The sequence below is a fragment of the Plantactinospora sp. WMMB334 genome (assembly GCF_049179095.1).
Lineage (GTDB): Bacteria > Actinomycetota > Actinomycetes > Mycobacteriales > Micromonosporaceae > Plantactinospora.
Window position 1 is genome coordinate 638,229 of sequence record NZ_JBMHME010000002.1, and the last position, 20,309, is coordinate 658,537.

Genomic DNA, 20,309 nt, shown 5'->3' on the forward strand with positions numbered 1-20,309 from the left:
GCAACGACGGCGGAGCACTGACGGCGCGGGCGTGGCTCAGCGCCGCGCCTCCTCGGCGCGGTGCCGGGCCGGCCCCGCCGCCTGGGTGAGGTTGAGCGCGGTGTTCACCAACTGCAGGTGCGACAGGGCCTGCGGAAAGTTGCCGACCAGGCGCGCGGCGTCCACGTCGTACTCCTCGGCGAGCAGGCCGACGTCGTTGCCGACCTCCAGCAGGCGTTCGAAGGTGGCCCGGGCGCGGCCGAGGTCGCCGCGAAGCAGGTAGTTGTCGGCGAGCCAGAAGCTGGCGGCGAGGAACGCGCCCTCGCCGGGCGGAAGGCCGTCCGCCCCGGTGTCCCGGCCGTGCCCCGCTCCGGGGTGGGGCTCGTGCCGGTAGCGCTGGACGAAGCCGTCCCGGCACAGGTCCCGCTCGATGGCGGCGACGGTGCCGACGATCCGGGGGTCGGTGGCCGGCAGGAAGCCGACGGGTGCCATCAGCAGCAGCGCGGCGTCGACCTCCGGTGAGCCGTACGAGCGGGTGAAGGTGTTGCGGCCCGCGTCGTACCCCTTGGCGCAGACCTCGTCGAAGATCTCGGCGCGCAGCCGACGCCATCGCGGCACCGGCCCGTCCAGGTCGAACCGCTCCACGTCCTTGACGGCGCGGTCCGCCGCCACCCACGCCATCACCTTCGAGTGGGTGAAGTGCCGGCGCGGCCCACGGATCTCCCAGATGCCCTCGTCGGGATCGCTCCAGCGCGACTCCAGGAAGTCCAGCAGATCCCGTTGCACCCGCCAGGCGTCCGGATCGGGCTCGATGCCGCTGGACCGGGCCTGGTGCAGGGCGTCCATCAGTTCCCCGTACACGTCGAGCTGGAACTGGCCGGCGGCGGCGTTGCCGATCCGCACCGGTGTGGAACCGGCGTATCCGGGCAGCCAGTCCAGCTCCATCTCGGTCAGGCGTCGCTCGCCGTGCAGGCCGTACATGATCTGCATCTGGTCCGGGCGCCCCGCGACCGCGCGGAGCAGCCACTCCCGCCACGCCACCGCCTCCCGGGTGTATCCGGCGTCGAGGAAGGCGAGCAGCGTGAAGGTGGCGTCGCGGATCCAGCAGTACCGGTAGTCCCAGTTGCGGACGCCGCCGAGTCGCTCGGGCAGCGAGGTGGTGGGCGCGGCGAGGATCCCGCCGGTCGGCGCGTAGGTGAGCGCCTTCAGCGTGAGCAGCGACCGGATCAACGGGTCCCGGTACCGGCCGCCCACGGTGCACCGGTCCGCCCAGCCCTGCCACCAGTTCCGGGCGCCCGCGATGGCGGCGGCGGCGGGCGGGACCGGTCCGGCGGACTCACCGTGCCGCAGGTACGTCAGGCACAGGTCGACGGAGTCGCCCGCGTGCAGCCGGAAGTGCCCGGAGAGGGTGCCGTCCCGGAACTGGAGCGGCACGGGCGAGTCGACGGCGACCGTGTGCGGGCCGGCGATGGCCGTGACCCGGTCGCCGTCCCGGCGCAGCCACGGCTCGGTGAGCCCGTAGTCGAACCGTAGCCGTATCTCGGTCTCCACCTCGACACTGCCCCGCACTCCCTCGACCCGCCGGATCAGACTGTCGTGCGCGCCCTCCACGGGCATGCAGTCGGTCACCCGTACGGCGCCGCCCTCGGTGGTGAAGTCGGTGGCCAGTACGAGGCTGTCGCCGAGATAGCGTCTGGTCGCGCCGGTCCGGCCGGCGGGTGACAGGCTCCAGCGCCCATGCGCCGGCTCGCCGAGCAGCGCGGCGAAACAGGCGTCCGAATCGAAGCGCGGCAGGCAGAGCCAGTCGACGCTGCCGTCGCGGCCGATCAGGGCCCCGGTCCGGGTGTTGCCGACGAACGCGTAATCCTCCAGCGGCAGGGACATCTCCCCATCCTCTCCAAGCGGTGACCGACCGGTGGTCCTTTCCGGGCAGCGGTCACGCGGTGCCGGGTCCGGTGCCGGGTGGCGTTGCCGGTTCGGGCCCGGTGCCGGTGTCGGGGTTGGTCTCGGTCTCGGTGTCGGTGTCGGCGGACAGGTGTTCGCGGAGCTGCTCCAGGGACTGGCGGATCAACCGGGAGACATGCATCTGGGACATCCCGACACGGGCGGCGATCTGCGTCTGCGACAGGTTCTCGAAGAACCGCAGATACATGATCGTCCTTTCGCGTTCGGGCAGGGTGCAGAGCGCGGGATGGACGACCAGACGGGCCTCGGCCCGCCGGTAGCTCGGGTCGTCGTCGCCGACCCCGTCGAGCAGGACCTCCGTGCGTACGCCGGGCCCGTCCAGCGACAGGGCGTCGTGGCAGGTGGCCGCGTAGAGGCCGTCGATGAGTTCCTCCTCGGCGACGGCCAGGTGGTCCGCGAGCTCCGCGAGGGTGGGCGAGCGGTGCAGACGTTGCGCCAGCACGTCGGAGGCGGCGGCGATCCGCCGGCGTAGCTCCTGGAACCGGCGGGGCACGTGCACCATCCAGGTGAAGTCCCGGAAGTGCCGTTTGACCTCGCCCAGGATGGTGGGGATGGCGAAGCCGAGGAAGTGCTCGCCCACCGCCGGGTCGTACCGGTCGACGGCGTTGACCAGCGCGAGGGCCGCCACCTGGCAGAGGTCCTCCAAGGGCTCGCCGTGGTTGCGGTAGCGGCGCACCAGCCGGTGCGCGATCGGCAGGCTCAGCGTGATCACCTGTTCGCGCAGGCGTGCCCGGGTCTCGGAGCCGGGCGGCTCGGCGCACATGCGGTGCAGCAGGCGATCGATCCTCGCCTCGGTGCGGGCACGCTCGGTCGCATCGAACCGGCTGGGTCGTGGGGCGGTCGGGCGGGCGGCGGTGGCCGCGCGCGGGGTGACGGCGGTGGTCATGGGGTACTCCTGCGGGCAGCGGCCGGCGTCCTCGGCGCGCGCGGGGGCGCGGTGTCGAGGTGACGCCCGGCCGGAAGGGCCGTGGGCAGGGGCACCCTGGTCTCGAGTGCCGTCAGGCGGCGGACGGCGCGCTGCCGAACCCGCTCGCCTGTCGAGTCGACCGCTCGGAGCGTCGTGCTCCGGGGAATCGGAGCGTCGTGCTCCGGGGAACTCGTGCTCCGGCGGCTCCACCGAACGCTATCCCATCCGACGCCCGGGGCGGGCCACGGCCGCCCGCTGTCACACAGCTGTCACAGAACCGTGCGGTCGCGTATGCACGGACCGCCGTCCGTCGGCCGTCTGCGCGCCGGGCTCCCAGTCGCTGGCCCGCGCCGGGCGGTGCGGTTGCCGGAGAAGTCCCTGTTACACACCTGTGATGCGATTGTGCCGGCAACTACACGTTATCCCGGCCTTCACCGGGAAAACCTTTCTGCGAGGAAACCTCGTCGAGGGGGAGACCTTCCGAAGGGATTGCAGGAGGCACCGCGAAGCAGCCTTCCGGCGCGCCAGGAGGGAGACGCACCTTGTCCGACCGGGAGAATGCGGCGCGTTCGTTGGAGGCCACGGTGGCACGGCTCCGTGCCGAGGTCGCCGGGCTGCGGCGGGCGATGCGGCACCGCGCCATGATCGAGCAGGCCAAGGGCGTCATGGCGGCCCGGCTCGGCGTACCGCCGGAGCAGGCGTTCGACCACCTGCTACGGCTGTCCCAGGACACGAACACCAAGGTCACCGGGGTGGCCGCCGCCGTGGTGGGCACCGCCACCCCCGAGCCGGCGTCCCCGGCACCCGAGCCGGTGGTAGCCGAGGAGTTGCGGATACGGGTGGCCGAGGAACTGTCGCTCCGGCAGCCCCGCCGGCCGGTGCCGCCGCAGGCGCGTCCCCCGGCGGTGGAGGCGCTGCACAGCCACCACCAGATCGTCGGGGCGCGGGCGGCGGCGGCGCGGGACTACGACGAACTCGCCGAGGCGCTGGTGCCGGCGACACCAGGCTGGCCGCAGCCGCGGGCGGTGCTGATCTGCGGGCTGGAGCCGGACGGCGCACTGCGCCTGCTCGGTGGGCACGGGATGACCGTGGTGCAGCGGTCGCAGTGGAAGCGCATGCCGCCGCAGTTGGAGGTTCCGGTGACCCGGGCGGTGCGCTGCCGGGCACCGGTCGTCGCGAACACCCCGGGCGAGGTCAAGCAGGAGTTCCCGGCGCTGGCCGACAGCAGCGACCCGCCGTCGGCGGCGCTGGCGTTGCCGCTGACGGACGGCGACGAGGTGATCGGCAGCGTCGGCCTGAGCTGGTCCGGCCCGTTGGAGCTGGAGGCCGGCGCGGAGCGCTATCTGTTCGCGTTGGCCGGCCCGGTCGGCGCGCGTGCCCGGGAACTGGCGGCCGGCCCGGAGAGCTTCCCGGAGTTCGGCGAGCCGTGGCTGCCCATCCCGCTGGAGGCGATGCACAACCCGGCGGTACTGCTGAGCCCGCTGCGGACCGGCTCCCCGGTCGCCGCCGACTTCCGGGTGAGCCGGGCGAACACGTACGCGCAGGCGCTCTGCCGGGAGGCCGGGATCGACCTGGCCGGCGCGACACTGCTCTCGCTGTTCCCGTACGCGGGCAGCCAGGACCTTCTGACCGCCTGCCGGGAGGCGCTGGCCGGGACGTCGCTGCGCCATCTGGACCCGGTCCGGCTGCGCCCGGCGGACCTGTGCGGCCGGGCCAGCGACAGCCTCAGCGCCCGGATCGCCGCGGTAGCGGACAAGGTACTGCTGGTGTGGCATCCGCACACGACGGCGGAGTCCAGTTACGAGCAGCTGCTGCGGGCCGAGGCGGTCTCCGGGGTCGGCTCGTTCCGCCGGGATCCGTCGGACGGCGTGCTGCACCTCTCGCCGTACCTGCGGGAACTTCTCGGTGTCGACGACGGGGGACTCAGCACGCTCGACACGGTCGTCGACAAGCTGCACCCGGCGGACCGGGCGGCGGCACGACGGCTGCTGGCGGAGCCGCCGGCCGGGAACGGCGACGTGCGGGCGAATCAGGAGTTCCGTGGGACCGGACGGCTCGCCGGCCGGTCGCTGCGGGTCGGCGTGGAGTCGCCCGGAAGTGGCGCGGGTGACGCGGCGATGCTCGTCGGCACGGTCCAGGACGTCACCGAGGAGCGGCTGCTGCGGGCGCGGATGCGCCAGCACGACGTGGTCCTGGCCGGACAACGCCGGGCGGCCGCCGCCCGGGACGGCCGCGCCGCGGCCACGCTGCCGGCACCGGAGCCACTGGCCGGCCCGGACGTGATCGCGGACGGCGCCGGCACACCGGCGCGGCGGAGCGCCGGTGCCCACTGGTACGACGCCGCGGAGCTGCCCGGCGGCGACATCTTGCTGGTGGTGGGACACGTGCCGGGGGAGGAGACCGAGGCCGTGGTCGATGCCGGGCGGGTGCGGCAGGCGCTCCGCTCGTACGCGCTGGTGCGGCAGGAACCGGCCGAGATCCTCGCATCCGCCAACGCCCTGCTCCGGTTCGACCGTCCCGGGCTGACGGCCGGCGTCGTGCTGGCCCGGTACACCCCGGCCGGCCGCTGCCTCCGCTGGGCGGCCGCCGGGCGGGCAGCCCCGGTTCACTTCCGAGGCAGAGACCCCGGCTCCGTGCTGGCCGGCACCGTCGGCCCGCCGCTGGGCACCGACCCGGCAGCCGCGTACCGGGAGGGGACGCTGGCGGTCCGCTCCGGCGACCGCCTGCTGCTACACACCCATGGACTGGCGCACCGGCCGCCGGGGGACCGGTCATCGCTGCTGGATCGGATCGTCCACGCCGGAGCCCGGATCCGGCCGGAGGCGGTCACCGCCCTGCTCGACGGGGCCGCCCACGGCGACGACCTCTGCGTGCTGCTCGCCCGCTTCCGCACCGGCAGCGCCGGCCCCACCGACACCGGCAGCGCCAGCGCCGGCAGCGGGGCCGCCGGCAGCGGGGGCGCTGGCAGCGGGGGCGCTGGCAGCGGGGGCGCTGGCAGCGGGGGCGCTGGCAGCGGGGGCGCTGGCAGCGGGGCCGCCGGCAGCGGGGGCGCTGGCAGGTCTGGCGGCACCGGCGGCGCCCGCCGGCGGTGAGCTGGCCTACCGGCGCCGCCTGACGCCGGTCCGGAACCGGACCTCCAGGAAGGAAACCTCCGCAGGCTCGGCGAAGTGCCGACCGTCCACGGGATCCTGACGTACGAACCGGGGCACTCCCACCCGGACGGCCACGTCGAACGGGCCCTCGCCGGGCACCCTGGCGTTGGTTCCGTACTGGTGCAGGAACGGGTGCCACAGGAAGGGCAGGTCGGTGGTGAACAGCCCGTCCCCGTCGGAGAGGACGGTGAGAGTGACGTCGAGCTGTGGCACGAACCGGCCGTCACCGGCGTCGGCGACCACGACCGTCAGGTGGGTGTTCGCGCCGGGGGGCGGCTCGGTCCAGACGAGCCGGCCGTCCCGGGCCGCGTACGTGCCCTCGGCGGCCCCGGTGCTGAAGCCGATCAGGTAGCCGCCGGCACGGGCCTCCCGGATGCCGTTCTCGACAGCCATCGCCTCGACCGCCAGCCGGTACGCCTCGCCCTGGACGGCGGCGATGTCCAACTGGCGCGGAATGATCTCGTCACCGGTCCGCATCGGGGGTGTCGCCGGGTCATCCATCAGCCAAACCTCCGCTCCTTCGATGGGCGGACCTGCGACTAACCTCCACCGGACGAGCCAAACACGATCCTCCGGCGGACGGTCGCACGTGATGGCATGATTGCCGGCCGTCGGGTCGGTCCTCGCCGGGGCATCAAGACCGCTAACATTTGCTCTGCGATTGGCGTGTCCTTCGGCGTAATGCGCCGAATTGTCGGATGCTAGGGGCAGTACCGATCACCCAGGGTGGGTTGCATGGAACCTTCGGCCGAGAGTGCTCACTTCGACCTTGTCGATCTGACCGGCGTGAGCCTGGCCAAGCTCAACGAGTTGCCGCAGACCGTCTTCGTCGGCTCGTTGCGGAGGATCCTCGAAGACATCGAAGAGCCCCACGACGTGGTGGCCGGGTGGAACTCGGCCATGTAGGCCATGCCGCCAGTGCCTCCCCGACCACCCGCCACGAACCGGCCCACGGAGCCGACCCGCTCGACGCCGCCGGCTGTCCGTGCGGAGGGGCGAGGGGTTCCGTTCCGCGAATACGTCGTCAAGTTGCAGTCGCGCTGCAACCTGGCCTGTGACTACTGCTACATGTACGAGTTGGCCGACCAGAGCGCCCGCAGGGCGCCCGCGATCATGGACGGTGCCGTTTTCGACCGTGCCTGCGAGCGGATCGCCGAGCACGCCGGCACGCACGGACTCGCCGGGGTACGAGTAGTGTTCCACGGCGGAGAGCCGATGCTCGCCGGCTCCGCGCTGCTGGCGGAGCGGGCCGGCCGGCTGCGTACGACATTGCCGGAGCGGACCGTCGCCGAGGTCGCGGTGCAGACCAACGGCGTGCTGTTGACCGACGCCGACCTGGATCGGCTCGCCGCCGCCGGGATACGCGTCGGGGTGAGCCTCGACGGCGGTCGGGCCGCCAACGACCGGCACCGGCGCTACCGCGACGGGCGAAGCAGCTTTCCGGCGGTGGACCGGGCCCTGCGGATGCTACGTGCCCGGCCGGAGGTCTTCGCCGGCATCCTCTGCGTGGTGGACGTCGAGAACGACCCGGTGCACACCTACGAGGCACTGCTGGAATACGACCCGCCGATTGTGGACTTCCTGCTGCCGCACGCGCACTGGGACCGTCCGCCCCCCGGTTGGCACCCCGGCACCACCCGGTACGGCGACTGGCTGATCGCGGTCTTCGACCGGCAGTACGGCGCACCCGTGCAGGAGACCAGGGTGCGCCTCTTCGAGGAGCTGATCCGCCTGTCGTTCGGTGCCCCCAGCCGGACCGAGACGGTGGGACTGAGTCCCGTCGCCACCGTGGTGATCAATGTGGACGGCGCCTACGAGCAGGTCGACACGTTACGGTCGACGTACCCGGGCGCCGTCCGTACCGACCTGACCGTCTTCGCCGATCCCCTCGACGCCGCGATGCACCATCCGCAGGTGCGCGCGCGCCAGGCCGGGGCGGCGGGACTTGCCGACGACTGCCGGCGGTGTGCCGTGCATCTGGTCTGCGGCGGGGGCTACTACCCTCACCGCTACCGTGCGGCGTCCGGCTTCGCCAACCCCTCGGTGTACTGCGCGGACCTGGAGCGGCTGATTCGCCACGTCGTGGCGCGGCTCCGCAGTGATCTGACCGGCCTGAGGGATGGTACCCATGCACACGCATCACCTGGCTGACGCCGAACTCGACCAACTGGGCCGCGGCCTGGCCGACCCGGCGCTCATCGACCGGCTGCGCGCCGGCCAGCTGAGCAAGCGGATGCTGCATCTGCGACTGCTGCTGGACGGGCTGCCGGAGCGGAGCCCCGTACACGAGCACTTCGCGCTCCTGGTCGCCGCGACCCGCCGCCGGCCCGAGCTCGGGCCGGCCGCCCTCGCCCACCCGCACCTGGGCACCTGGCTGGCCGAGCAGCTCCGGCGGCTGCGTCGTGGCCGGGACGGCGCGGCCGCACCGGCGGATCTCGACTATCTCGGCGGCGTGGCGGTGGAGGCGGCGGCCCGCGCCGGCCTGGACTTCGACCTGACCCTCACCCCGCGCGACGGCACGCTCGTGCTCCCCGGCCGGGGAATGGCCCGGGTCGACCCGTCGGGGCCGGCAGTCGTCCGCCACCGTGACGGCGTCCTGCGGGTCGGGGCGGCGACCGTACCCGCCGAACCGGGACGCGACACGGAGAACTGGCTGGCGGTGCGGACGCTGCGGGCCGAGAGCGAAGGACTCGACGTAACGCTGCTCCTCGACGACCTGGACCCGTTCCGGGACCGGCACCAACTCGGCGCGGCCGCCCGGCTCGACGAGGTCGAGGTACGGCACTGGCAAACCGCGCTCACCTCGGCGTGGTCGATGCTGACCCGGCACCATCGCCAATACGCCGAAGGCATCGCCGCCGGCCTGACCACGGTGGTGCCGCTGGACGCGCCGCACAGCACCGCCGGGGTGAACGTGACAAGCATGGACGCCTTCGGTGCCACGGCGATGACCCGGCCCGCCGACGGCATCGCCCTCGGGCTCGGCCTGGTGCACGAGTTCCAGCACGCGAAGCTCGGTGCCGTGCTCGACGTCGTCGAGCTGTACCAGCGGGACGAGCGACCCCGCTACTACGCGCCCTGGCGCGACGACCCCCGGCCGCTCGGTGCCGTCCTCCAGGGCGTGTACGCGTTCCTGGCGGTCACCGACTTCTGGCGGGTCCAGCGCACCGTCCTGACCGGAGGCCCGGCCCAGCTCGCGGAGGCCGAGTTCGTCCGCTGGCGGGACAGGGTCTGGCGGACCCATGACACCCTCGTCAGGGCGGACCGGTTCACCGCACCCGGACGGCGATTCCTCACGGCGATGCGGGCGGTGCAGGAGCTGTGGTGGAGCGAACCGGCCTCGCCGCTGGCACAGCAGTTGGCCCGGGACGCCGCCGCCGACCACTGGGTGGGCTGGCGGCTGCGCAACCGGCGGCCGGACCGGGCGGCCGTGCTCCGGCTCGCCGACCTCTTCGATGCCGGAGAGCCGTGCCCGGCCCGCTGGGTGGAGGTGCGCGTCGAACCCCGGGCGGAGCGGCTGCTCACCTTCAGTGCCCGGCTGGACCTGACCCGGCTCGGGCTGACCGATCCGGCGCGGTTCGCCGCACTCTGCCGGGAGCCGGACCCGGGCTTCTCCGTCGGCGACCTGGCGCTGGTCGGCGGCGACCTGGCAGCGGCCCGGGACGCGTACCGGGCGCAGATCGCGGTGGGCGAGGATCCGCTGGACGCGTGGATCGGCCTGATCCTGGCCTGCCAGCGCGACGAACGGTATCCGGTGCGGCTCGACTCTCCCGAACTCTGCCTCGCCGTGCACACCGAACTGCGCCGCCGGGGCCGCGAGGCCGACCCGCTGGAGCTGGCCCGCTGGCTGGAGCCGGTGACCTGCGACGAGGACGGCGCGGGCGAGCGGACCTGGGGACCGCTCGTCCAGCCACGCCGTACGCCTGTCGCCGCTACGTCGGAGGCGGCTCCAGATCGCAGTTGAGCCGGTTCTCCTCGGTCAGCGCGATCGTGTTGGGGTGGGTGTCGCCGAGGACCCGGCGGAACGTGGGTAGCACCGAGCGGCGCAGCTCCTGTGCCGCGGCCCGGTCGCCGTCGGCGGTGAGACTCGTCGCCAGGTTGTTGGCGACCGCCAGCGTGTCGGGGTGGTCGGGGCCGAGGAGTTGCCGGAGCAGTTCGTAGTCCTGCTCGTCGGTGCGGCGGGCCGCCGGGTAGTCACCCTGGTGGTAGAGGCAGTTGCCGAGGTTGATCCGGGCGGCCAGCGTGTACGGGTGGTCCGCCCCGGCCACCGCCGTGAAGCGCTGCACCATGTCCTTGTTCAGCTCGTACGCCCGGTCCGTCTCCCCGCTCTTGCGCAGGAAGATGGCGACGTTGCTCCCGTACGCGAGCGTGAAGAGGTGGTTGTCGCCCATGGTCTGCCGGTACCACTCGTACACCGGCTGGGCGCGGTGCAGCGCCGCCTCGTCGTTGCCGAGCGCGGAGTCGTCGCAGGCGAGGTTCATCGCGCATGCCTGGACGTCGGGGTGGTCCGGGCCCTGGAAGAGCCGCCGCGAGCGGTTCAGCGTCTCCTCGCTCAGGGCGTGCGCCTGCGCGAACTTTCCGATCTTCCGTAGCGTCACGGCGTAGTTCTTGATAGCCCGTAGCGTCTCCGGGTGCTCCTCGCCGAGCACCTCCCGGTGCGCCTCCACGGTCTGCTCCAGCACCCGGCGCGACTCGTGCAGGTCGCCGATGTCGCGCAGGTCGCGTCCGTAGTTGCCGGCACTGTAGAGGGTATTGGGGTGCCGGTCGCCGAGCACGGCGCGGCGCCGGTTGAAGGTGTCCTCGTCGAGTTGCAGGGCCCGGCGCAGGTCACCGACCAGCCGCAGCGACACGGCGAGGTTGTGCGCCGCGTTCAGCGCAAGCGGGTTGAACTCGCCGAAGACGTCCCGGGCCAGCGGCTCGGTCTGCTCGTCGAGGTCGCGCGCCTCGACGAAGCGGCCCAGCGCGCGCAGGTCGCCGGCGAGGCTGCCGGCCGCCATCAGCGTGTACGGGTGGTCGCCGCCGAGCGTGCGGAGCAGCCGCTGGTGCACGTCCTGGTCGATCTCGTGCGCGGCCGGATACTGCGCCCGCAGCCGCAGCACGTTGGCGAGGTGGAAGCGCATCAGCAGCGTCTGCGGGTCGTCCGCGCCGAACCGTTGCTGCCACTGCGCGATGCTGGCGGTGGCCAGCTCCTCGCAGGTGGTGTAGTCGACGCGTTTCCAGAGGTAACGCGCCATGTCAAGAAGCAGTTGGCGCACCTCGGGCTGTTCGGAGCCCATCGTGCCCGGCGGCACGATGTGCGGCCACAGGTCCGAGTAGAGGGTCCAGTTCTCCGGCCGGTCCGGGTCCTTCCGGTTTGCGGCCGCAAGGATCGCGTGCACGTGCTCGCGGTTGCCGGCCGCCTCCTCCGGTGGCAGCGAGGCCCGGATCACCGCCTGGACCAGCGGGTGCAACTGGATGCTCGTCTGCCCGGTGTCGTCGGAGTCACCGGCCCGCCGCCACTGGTCGGCCCGGACGCCGGACCGCCCGGCCTCGATCCGGGCCAGCGCGTACCGGCCGATCTCCCGGATCGCCCTCCCCATCAGCACCGGGTCGCGCAGCGTCGGGTCGTACGGCACCAGCACCGACACGAAGCGCTCGCTGTAGACCAGCCACATCGGGATCGGCTCGGCGGCGAAGAACGCGCAGATCTCAAGGAGCTTCGCCGAGGCCGGGCTCCGCTCGCGCAGGCTCTCCAGTGAAACCAGCCACGGTTGTGCACCGGTCTCCTGGTAATCAGGTGGCAGCTCCTCGGAGAGCATCTGCGGGAGCTGGCGTTCGAGCCGCTCGAGGTACTGCTCCACCGGTTCGCCGGTGGTCGCCAGCCAGGCCCCGGCCTGCTCGACGGCGAGCGGCAGGTCGCCGAGGCGCCTGGCGACCACGGAAGCCTCGGACTCGGAGAGGTGATTCGCCCGGCGCCGGAGGAACGCGGTGCTCTCCATCGGGCTGAAGACTCCCACTTCCACCGTCTTCGCCTTTTCGGCCCACGCCTGGTTACGGGTGGTCACCAGAGTGTGCCCGGGCCCCTGCGGAAGGATGTCCCGCAGTTCGGCGGGATCCTCCGCGTTGTCGAGAACAATGAGCCACCGCCGGTACGGCTGGCCCCGGCGCAGCGCGTTGAGCACGTCGGTCACCCGCTCGGAGACGCTGCTGCCGGCCGCCACGCCGAGCTGCTCGGCGAGTTCGGCCAGCGAGGCGCGTACCACGCTCGGCTGCCGGGCAGAGATCCACCACACCACGTCGTAGTCGGCGCGGAACCGGTGCGCGTACTCCAGGGCGGTCTGGGTCTTGCCCACCCCGCCGAGACCGTACAGTGCCTGGGGCAGCACCACGGTCTCCGTGGTGGACAACCGGTTGCGGATGTCCTCGAGCAGAGCCCGGCGGCCGTGGAAGGCGACGTTACGCGGGGGCACGTTCCAGATCGGCGGCTCGGAGTTGGGAAAGCGGTGGCGTTGTCCGACGCCCGGCTCGGGCGCGGACTCGTCCCGGCGCTGCGGCCGGGGGCGGTCGAATGCCTCCATCAGCCGTTCGCGGGCCCGTTCCTCGCTCAGCCCGGCGAGTTCGACCGGCTCGCGTTCGGTGAACGGGGCGGGCATCCGGGCGTTGTCGAGCCGGACCGCGACCAGGTAGCGGCGACTGTCCAGCGGCTCCCGGTCGATGGTCTTGTTCCACAGCTCGGCCGCGTTGGGGGACTGCACATAGTCCTGGGAGAGCAGGATTATGATCTGCCCCGCGCCCTCCGGTCCGCTGACGTCGGTTTCCACGCCGGCGGCGGAGAAGTCCACCTCCCGCATGATCACCCGCAGGCCGGTCTTGGTCAGCTCGCCGGCGATCCACTCCGCCCACATCCGGTCCACCGCCGCATAGCTGATCAGCAGATCCGTCCCGGTACCGGCGCGCACCCGCTCGAAGGCCGGCAGCCAGCGTCGGCGCTGGCGTTCCTCCATCGGGGTCAGTTGCGCCACGCGGCCGTTGCTGACTTCCCGGGTCAGGCGCTCGTATGCGGCGAGCAGGGTGCCTTCCTGCCGGGACCGGTCCCCGAACGGCGCGAGGATCTCCTCGTACGCGTAGAAGGGCTTGTACGGGATCTCGATGTCGCCCCAGTACTCGTCGCTCTCCTCTGCGGTCAGCCGGGGCAGAAAGGTTGCGAAGCTGCGCCGGGCGTGATCCCGGCCGGCCTCGAGCTTGACCTGCTCGGCGTCCTCCACCCGCATCGGCACGGGCAGCAGCCGGGTCTTCCTGCCATCGCGCTGGCGCATGATCGAGCGAGCCACCGCCACCGCACCGTCGATGCTCTGCTCGTTCATCGTGAATGAGGCGACCACGGTATCGGGCAGCCGGACCGTGCAGATGCCGGCGCCGTCACCGACCCCGGTGCGGCTGTCGACGAGCACGTAGTCGTAGTTGTCCCGCATGCTCTTCGCGAGTGCGTCGAGGAAGACGTTCCCGCCGAGCCGTTCGAAGAACGCGGACCAGTCGAAGGTGACGACCGCCGTGGTGTACGTCGAATCCTGCCGCCCAGCGGGAAGCAGGTCGAGGTAACCGGCCTTGCGGCGCTCCTCGCCCGGACCCGCCGGGGGTGGCTCGAAGTTCCAGTCCAGCGAAACCGCGAAGCGCAGCACGTCGGAATAGGCCGAGATCCAGCCCGGATCCTCGTTGTCGGCGAGCGGCTCGAGCATCGCGTCGGCGTAGTCGCGGACCATGTCGATCACACCGCGCGACGATTGAAGGTGCTTGTCGAGCAGGAAGGGATGGAAATAGCGGTGCAAGCCCGGCGACTCCAGATCCCAGTCAACGGCGAGGACCCGTTGACCGGAACTGGCGAGGATCCAGGCCACATTGGCCAAGGCCATCGTCCGGCCCGCCCCGCCCTTGTACGAGTAGAACGTGATAATGCTGCCGGGAGGTCTCGGACCGCTTCCTGGCGTGGTCGTGTTCGCGGATGTCACCTGCACACCTTCTGTCAGCTCGGATTCATCCAGGGGCCGTCCACACGTGCGTGTTCGGTGCTCACCGGCCCCTCCAGCACTCGCTTCACCGTACCCACGCTGTGCACGCGGTTCCGCGCGGCCTCGAGGACGTCGGGAAGTGCTTGGCCAAAGGCCACGTGGGTCGGGATCGCCGAGCGGTACAGTTCGTCGTCGTTGGCCAATTTGCCGAACATGCCCCGGCATGCCATCGACAGATCCGGCCACTGCTGGCGGGTTTCCGGGTCGTCGCGGCTTTTCGGGATGAGAACCGCGGTGATCGGCACCCGGTCGTTTCCCCCGCTCGTCAGGGCACGCTGTATTTCGTCGAACCGGGTCACCCAGGCGTCGACCAGCAGCACGATGATCTGGTTGTGCCGGTGCGCGTGCGCGGCTCGGATCGAAAGCTCGTCCAGGCTGGCTACCCGGACATTGACGCTGTGAGTCTCGGCGATCCTGCACGCGTACTCGACAAGCGGGCTCAACAGCGGTGGCCGGTATGGCGCCCAGTCGATGGCGCGGTCGCCGTACACGTCGAGCGCGGTGCGCACGGTGCCCATGTCGACGCGTGGCAGTGCCACCACGACGATGTGTGTCGTAAACGGCCTATCGTCCAGGCTCGAATCGCCATCCGACTCCCAGAGATTACGGTGAAAGGCGCTCGGCAGGGTCGCGAAATCGGCCGCCGCAACACTCTCGGCCAACCGGTGCGTCTCCACGCTGTTGACGATCTGCTCGGCTAGTTCGAACGTGAACGCGCGGTAGTCGTCCCGGAGCCGTTGCAGTCGCATGAGCTGTCGAATGCCCAACTGCCGGTAGGTGTCGCCGAGCGCGTCGGAGAAGTATTGGATGGGCTCGGCGACCGGGTGCATCTTCGACGGTACGGTCGGAACCCACATCAGTGGTTTGAGGAGCGAGGAGTCTGCCTTTGTTACCGACTCATAGCGATGTGTGCGGTCGGCGAATGCCTGCCACTCCTGGCCGCAGGACGGACTCTTGAAGTAGCGCGGCGACATGAGTGCGAGAAATGATCGGCATGAGGAGAGCGCTTCGGAGAGCTGTCGGGGCCAACGCTCGCCCACCTGGATGCTCCGATCGACGAAGCCGACCACCGCATCGCCGGGCAAACCGGCCCGGAGTCGCACTTCCTTGCTGAGGTCCTGAAAGAAGCGCTGGACAAGTTCATCCTCCTCACCTCGCGCGTAACTGAGGAAGAAGTAGAGCACTTGACCTCCGAGGGTGCGTGGCCCGTGGCCGGGCAGATCTGAATTGGTGATCCATCCTCACTGTGCGGGGGCGTGGCGCCGAGTATAGAGGGTCCCGTCACCGGGTACGGGTACGCGAATTGATCAATAACGGCTGGTGAAAGAACGAACCGAAACCGATCAAGAACGGGTGGGGCGGACGGCCGGCCTCGGGAAGTGACCTGTGCGCATACTGTCGAGCGGGTGCACCGATGGGGCACGGAGCACCGGGTCGCCGACACGGGAGGGCGGTGAAGCGGTCCGGGTCGGGTTGGCAGCGCCCGGCGGCACCCTCGGCTAATGAGGGAACCGCGTCCAGGTCACGGCGTGGTGGGCCCGCTGCCGTACCGGAAATCGTCCGTCGAGCCGTACGCGGCCAGCCCCATCGCCGAGAGTGAATCGTGCCCCGCGTTGCCGGCGACGAACGCCCGGAACGTGGCGTGCGCCGGCTCCGGCAGATGGCGCCGGACATCGTCGAGAATCCGACTCAGGGTGCTGCCGAGGATCCGCGCGCTGTGGCTCACCGCGGCGAGGACGACGAGATTGTCCCGGGGGTCCGGCAGCCGGGCGTCCGCCATGCCGAGCGCCACGACCGCCCGGCGCAGCGGGAGGACCGATCCGGTCCGGACCGCGATCGCCGCCATCCGCTGCCCGTACGCGCTGAGCACGCCCGCCGCCCTCGGCCGGACCGCCTCCAGCATCCGCCGCCGCTCGCCCGCCGGAGCCCCGAGATAGTCGAGAACCACGGACTCCACCACGGCGTCCCGCCCGTCCGGCAGCCCGACCGCAAGATAGCCGTCGAACTGCCGGCCGAGCAGGTGCGTCACCGTGGGTCTCGACATCACCCGCCGATTCCTACCGCGGCGGTGGGACGAGGTGGTCGCCCTGCCACCGGTATCCGTTGTCCAGCAGTTGCTGGATCTCCCGCGCGAAGGTGGACGGCTCGTGCCGACCCTTGTGCCAGTAGTTTCCCTTGGTCAGCGAGCCCACGTAGACCGTACCGCGCTGGTTGACGATCGACTGGATCCAGGCGTCGTTGAACTGGGCGTTCCACATCGGACGCGGGATGTCGAAGAAGGCGTGTCCCGGCCATTCCCGCACGACGGCGTTCTCCGGCCAGCGGCCGATGACCGGTATCCCCTGGCTCGGATGCCACCGGTACTGCGCCGGCAGCACGTCGACCGGCGCGGGCACCGGCGCCCACACGTAGTCGCGGCAGGAGTTGTGCACCAGTACCGCACCGGCACCCCTGCCCACGTAGTAGGTGTGGTGCACGGCGACGGTGAGGTTGTGCACGGTGGCCGGCTCGGTCCGGTGCCCGGTCCGGGTGATCTGGACCCAGCTTCCGGCGCCGGTCCGCAACCACTGCCCGACGCGCAACTCGCCCGCCTCCACCCACTGCCGGAGGTCGGCCACCCAGAACGGATGTTCGGCGGTGGCCCGCAGCGTCGTCGGGGCCACGCCGCCCCGGCCGTCGGGATCGACCGTGACCTCGACCAGGCGTTTGACGCCGGCACCGGTGAGGATGTCGGTGACCGGCTCGGCGCTGGTGGTGCCGGTGGCGGGATCGGTGGCGAGCACCCGGTCGCCGACCCGGACCTGCTCGATCGGGCGGCTCGTGCCGTCGGCGAGCAGCACCGGCGTACCGGCGGTGAAGCTGTTGCGGCCGCAGAGCTTGATCGCCGAGACGAGCCGGGCGAAGGCGCCGTTCTGGGCCTGCGCCTCGACCGCGGCCCGCTCCAGCATCGCCGCCGTACGCACGCTGACCGCCGTACCGGCGACCACGCCGACACCGGCCGTCGGCAGGCCGACGAGTTCCGGCGCCAGGATCGGGGTGAACGCCTGTAGCAGGGCGGCGCAGACACCGACGCAGTAGGCGATCCCGACCGCGACGGCCACCCCGGCGAGCACCGCGATCTCGGCCGCCGCCAGTGCCGTGAAGAGCGCGGTCGCCATGGTCAGGACCGCGGTGACCAGGGTCAGCTCCTGGTTCAGCTCGAACTGTGGGTTCAGCACGTCCCGCAGGCAGGCGTCGTACGCCTGGCTGCCCTCCTGGTAGAGCAGCTCGCAGACGCCTGCGTTGAGGTAGGCGACCTTGGCCGGATCCTTGACGATCTTCTCGACGTTGCTGAGGCAGGTCTCCTTGTCGATGTTCACCGCCTCGCACCGCAGACCCTGCTGGTACGCCCACGCCGCCACCTCGTCGGCGGCGGCCTGCTTCGCGGCGTGGAACGCCTCCGCGTACGCGGCCCGGGCCTGCTCGGCGTCCTTCTGCGCCGCGATCGCCGCGTGGTACGCGTTCGTGGCGGAGGTGAACGCCTCCGAGGCGTAGCTGGCGGCGTGCTCGGCGGAGGCGTGCGCCCAGGCCGCCGAGCGGGCGGCCCGCCTCGCGGAGGCGTTGGCCGAGTTCGCCGCCGCGACGGCGGTCCGGGCCGAGGCGGCGGCGCGGTTCGCGGCCTCCTGCGCCCGCGCGGCCGACTGCTGCGCCCGCCGGGCGTGGTCGGCGGCCCGCGCGGCAGACTCGGCCGCCTGCCGGGCGTAGTCGGCGGCCCTGCCGGCCTCGTTCCGGGCGGTGGCCGCCGTGGCCTGCGCCTCCAACGCGCTCTGCACCGCGACCGCGGCCACCTCGGCGGCCTGGGCCAGCAGCGCGGAAACCACCTCGTCGTGCGCGGCCGCGTCCTGGTCGCGCTGCGCAGCCGCATGCCGCTCGACATCCAGGAAGTGGGCCAGGAAGGCGGGTGGTCCGTCCAGCGCGATCTGCGCGGCGGCCTTGAGTTCCGGGCCGCCGCCGGCGGCGGCCAGGATCTGGTTGACTTCGACCCGCTGGTCGGCCGCTGCCGCAGTGAACCGGCCGACCTCCAGGAACTGCCGCAGCGCCTCGCCGGTGCCCGCGTCCAGCGCCCGCTGCGCGTGTTCCACCGTGACCACGTCGCCGGCGTCCCGGGCCGCCGCCTGCACCTGGTTGACCGCCAGCCGGTCCTCGGCGGCACGCCCCGGATAGTCGCGGGTGCGGAGAAACTCCGCGACGTCCGCGTCCGAGCCGTCCAGCGCCGCCTGTGCGCCGGCCCGCATCGCCGGGCTGCCGGTGGCCATCAGGCCGGAGAGGGTCGCCCGGTCGTCCTGGCCGGCCGCTGCCACGACCCCGGCGTGCACGAACTCCAGCGCGATCGCGTCGGCGCCGGCCAGCGCGTCGAGGGCCGCCGCCCGGGTCCAGGCCCCGTCGGCGCCGGCCAGCGCGAGGGCGACCTGCCGCGCGCCGCGTACCGCCACCGCTTCGGGCGTCGCCGGGTCGGTCGCCTCGGCGATCAGCCGGTCGACCTCCGCCGAGCGGCGGGCCGCCTGCGCGGCGTCCCAACCGGCCCGGACCTCCAGCCGGTTCACCTCGGCGGCGGCGGCGAGCGCGGCCTCACGGCCCTGCTCGGTGCTGATCCTCAGGCGTTCGGCGTCGGCGGCGCGGGCCGCCTCGTACACCACGTTGGCCTGGGTGGCCGCGTCGACGGCGGCCTCCGCGGCCCGTACCGCCGCGTTGGCGTGGTTGGTGGCCCGGACCGCCGCCTCGGCCGCGTTTCCGGCGTGGTCGGCCGCGTCCTCGGCGGCGGCCGCGGCGGCGTTCGCGTTCGCGGCCGCGCGGTTGGCCGCGTCCCGGGCCGCGAACGCCGCGTTCGCGGCGGTGCCGGCGAAGGCGACGGCCGCCTGTGCCGCCCGGGTCGCCCGATCCGCGTTGGCCCTGGCCCGGGCGGCGGCGGCCCGGGCCACCGAGGCGTCGGCACCGGCGCTGGCCGCGAAGTTGCCCGCCTCGATCGCCGCCTCGGCCGAGTCGGCCGCGTGCTGGCCGGCCGAGGCGGCCGCCGACGCCGCCTCCCCGGCGTGCCGGGCCGCCACCCCGGCCGCGGCCGCCGCCTCGGCCGCCCGCTGCGCCCCGACGGCGATGTCCCGGGCGTAACCGGCGATGGCGCGCGCCTGGCTCGCCTTTGACGCGTCCGTCGCGGCCAGCGCCGCCGAGTGGTACGCCCGGGACGCCGCCTGCCCGGCCCGGGACGCGGCCGTGGCCGCCCGCGCCGCGGCACCGGCGGCCACCCGGGCCGCCGCGCTCGCCGCCCGTGCCGCGCCGACCGCCTGCTGGGCCGCGTGCGCCGCCCGGTCCGCCGCGTCGGCGGCGCGCCGGGAGGCGGCCGCCGCCTCGACCGCGTCGTCCTGGGCCCGGGCGGTCGCCTCCGCCGCCGCCCGCGCCGCCTGTCGGGCCGCCGCCGCCTCCGCCACCGCCCGATCCGCCTCGGCCCGGGCCGCCCGGGTCTCCGCCTCGGCGCGGGCGCCCGCCACCTCCGCCGCGCGGACCAGGTCGGTCAGCGTCTGCGTCTCCTGGTCGCGGGCTGCCGCCACCGCCCAGTCGACGTCGATGAACCTGGTCAGCGCCTCGACGGTGCCGGCGTCCAGCGCCCGCTGCGCGCCGATGCGCACCTGCGGGCCACCGGTCGACAGGATCTGGTTGACCCGCAGCCGCTGGTCGGTCAGGTGCGGCTGCCGCCACCCCGAGTCCAGGAAGGTACCGAGCGCCGCCGGGTCCGTCGCGTCCAGCGCCCGCTGCGCGGCCGCCCGCAGCTGCGCGCCGCCGGAGGCCATCATCTGGTCGACGCGTACCCGCTGGTCGGTCCACCAGGGTTGCTGCCAGCCGGACTCCAGGAAGGCGCCGAGCGCCGCCGGGTCGGTCGCGTCCAGCGCACGCTGGGCGGCACCGCGTACCGCCGGGCCGCCGACGGCCATCATCTGGTTGACGCCGAGCCGGTCGTCGACCCGGCCGCGCTGGCTCCAGCCGGAGTCCAGGAAGGCGCAGATGTCCGCGTCGCCGCCGAGCAGCGCCTGCTCGGCGGCGACGCGCACCTGCGAGCCACCGGTGCGCCAGGCCATCACCACGGCGTCCCGGTCGCAGCCGGTGGCCGGCGGGTCGGCCTTGGCGGGCGCGGTACGCGGCACGCCGACCAGGGCGAGCAGGACGGCGAGCACCGTCAGGGCGGCGACCGCGGGGCGACCGCGATCCGTGCGGACCGGTGTGCTGCTCATC

Annotated in this window: 11 protein-coding genes; 4 read left to right on the plus strand and 7 right to left on the minus strand. The window is 72.8% G+C overall.

Translation table 11 applies throughout. The annotated features are described in order from the left end of the window. Positions 1 to 36: 36 nt before the first annotated feature. A complete protein-coding gene (locus ACN27G_RS02755) occupies positions 37 to 1,863 on the minus strand; it encodes a glycoside hydrolase family 15 protein (protein ID WP_421491204.1) in 1,827 nt (608 codons plus the stop codon). 52 nt (positions 1,864 to 1,915) lie between these two features. Next, complete coding sequence (locus ACN27G_RS02760) at positions 1,916 to 2,830, minus strand: SigB/SigF/SigG family RNA polymerase sigma factor (RefSeq protein WP_421491205.1); 915 nt, start codon at positions 2,828 to 2,830, stop codon at positions 1,916 to 1,918. 605 nt (positions 2,831 to 3,435) lie between these two features. Here ACN27G_RS02760 and ACN27G_RS02765 point away from each other — a divergent pair. After that, positions 3,436 to 5,943, plus strand: coding sequence for a SpoIIE family protein phosphatase (locus tag ACN27G_RS02765; RefSeq protein WP_421491206.1), 2,508 nt, complete (start codon positions 3,436 to 3,438; stop codon positions 5,941 to 5,943). Positions 5,944 to 5,949: 6 nt separating this feature from the next. Here ACN27G_RS02765 and ACN27G_RS02770 read toward each other — a convergent pair whose 3' ends face one another. Beyond that, a complete protein-coding gene (locus ACN27G_RS02770; protein ID WP_421491207.1) occupies positions 5,950 to 6,504 on the minus strand; it encodes a hypothetical protein in 555 nt (184 codons plus the stop codon). Positions 6,505 to 6,738: 234 nt separating this feature from the next. Between ACN27G_RS02770 and fxsA the strand changes: the two genes are divergently transcribed. Genes fxsA through ACN27G_RS02785 form a run of 3 tightly spaced genes read left to right on the plus strand, consistent with a single transcriptional unit; the run spans position 6,739 to position 9,967 of the window. Next, the gene (fxsA, locus tag ACN27G_RS02775; RefSeq protein ID WP_421491208.1) at positions 6,739 to 6,909 is read left to right on the plus strand and encodes an FxSxx-COOH cyclophane-containing RiPP peptide; all 171 of its coding nucleotides are present in this window, start codon (positions 6,739 to 6,741) and stop codon (positions 6,907 to 6,909) included. Positions 6,910 to 6,921: 12 nt separating this feature from the next. Next, positions 6,922 to 8,154, plus strand: a complete 1,233-nt coding sequence (locus tag ACN27G_RS02780) for an FxsB family cyclophane-forming radical SAM/SPASM peptide maturase (protein ID WP_421497206.1) — start codon at positions 6,922 to 6,924, stop codon at positions 8,152 to 8,154. Continuing rightward, a complete protein-coding gene (locus ACN27G_RS02785; RefSeq protein WP_421491209.1) occupies positions 8,132 to 9,967 on the plus strand; it encodes an HEXXH motif domain-containing protein in 1,836 nt (611 codons plus the stop codon). The genes ACN27G_RS02780 and ACN27G_RS02785 overlap by 23 nt, the downstream gene beginning before the upstream one ends. On the opposite strand, the gene fxsT is transcribed toward ACN27G_RS02785, so the two are convergent. The 4 genes from fxsT to ACN27G_RS02805 all read right to left on the minus strand — a co-directional run bounded on the left by fxsT (position 9,936) and on the right by ACN27G_RS02805 (position 20,308). Next, a complete protein-coding gene (gene fxsT / locus ACN27G_RS02790; RefSeq protein ID WP_421491210.1) occupies positions 9,936 to 13,988 on the minus strand; it encodes an FxSxx-COOH system tetratricopeptide repeat protein in 4,053 nt (1,350 codons plus the stop codon). The two genes, ACN27G_RS02785 and fxsT, sit on opposite strands and share 32 nt — an antisense overlap. Positions 13,989 to 14,002: 14 nt before the next feature. Further along, on the minus strand, positions 14,003 to 15,232 hold the full coding sequence (locus ACN27G_RS02795) for a TIR-like protein FxsC (protein WP_421491211.1): 1,230 nt from the start codon (positions 15,230 to 15,232) through the stop codon (positions 14,003 to 14,005). A gap of 338 nt (positions 15,233 to 15,570) precedes the next feature. Further along, entirely contained in the window at positions 15,571 to 16,092 is a 522-nt protein-coding gene (locus ACN27G_RS02800; RefSeq protein ID WP_421491212.1) for a hypothetical protein, read from the minus strand. 13 nt (positions 16,093 to 16,105) lie between these two features. Continuing rightward, on the minus strand, positions 16,106 to 20,308 hold the full coding sequence (locus ACN27G_RS02805) for a polymorphic toxin-type HINT domain-containing protein (protein ID WP_421491213.1): 4,203 nt from the start codon (positions 20,306 to 20,308) through the stop codon (positions 16,106 to 16,108). Between the last annotated feature and the right edge of the window lies 1 nt (position 20,309).

Excerpts from the sequence above, each read along its gene's own strand:
- ACN27G_RS02805 (WP_421491213.1), bottom strand. The coding sequence starts at position 20,308 with ATGAGCAGCACACCGGTCCGCACGGATCGCGGTCGCCCCGCGGTCGCC.
- ACN27G_RS02755 (WP_421491204.1), bottom strand. The coding sequence starts at position 1,863 with ATGTCCCTGCCGCTGGAGGATTACGCGTTCGTCGGCAACACCCGGACC.
- fxsA (WP_421491208.1), top strand. The coding sequence starts at position 6,739 with ATGGAACCTTCGGCCGAGAGTGCTCACTTCGACCTTGTCGATCTGACC.
- ACN27G_RS02760 (WP_421491205.1), bottom strand. The coding sequence starts at position 2,830 with ATGACCACCGCCGTCACCCCGCGCGCGGCCACCGCCGCCCGCCCGACC.
- ACN27G_RS02800 (WP_421491212.1), bottom strand. The coding sequence starts at position 16,092 with ATGTCGAGACCCACGGTGACGCACCTGCTCGGCCGGCAGTTCGACGGC.
- ACN27G_RS02770 (WP_421491207.1), bottom strand. The coding sequence starts at position 6,504 with ATGGATGACCCGGCGACACCCCCGATGCGGACCGGTGACGAGATCATT.
- ACN27G_RS02785 (WP_421491209.1), top strand. The coding sequence starts at position 8,132 with ATGCACACGCATCACCTGGCTGACGCCGAACTCGACCAACTGGGCCGC.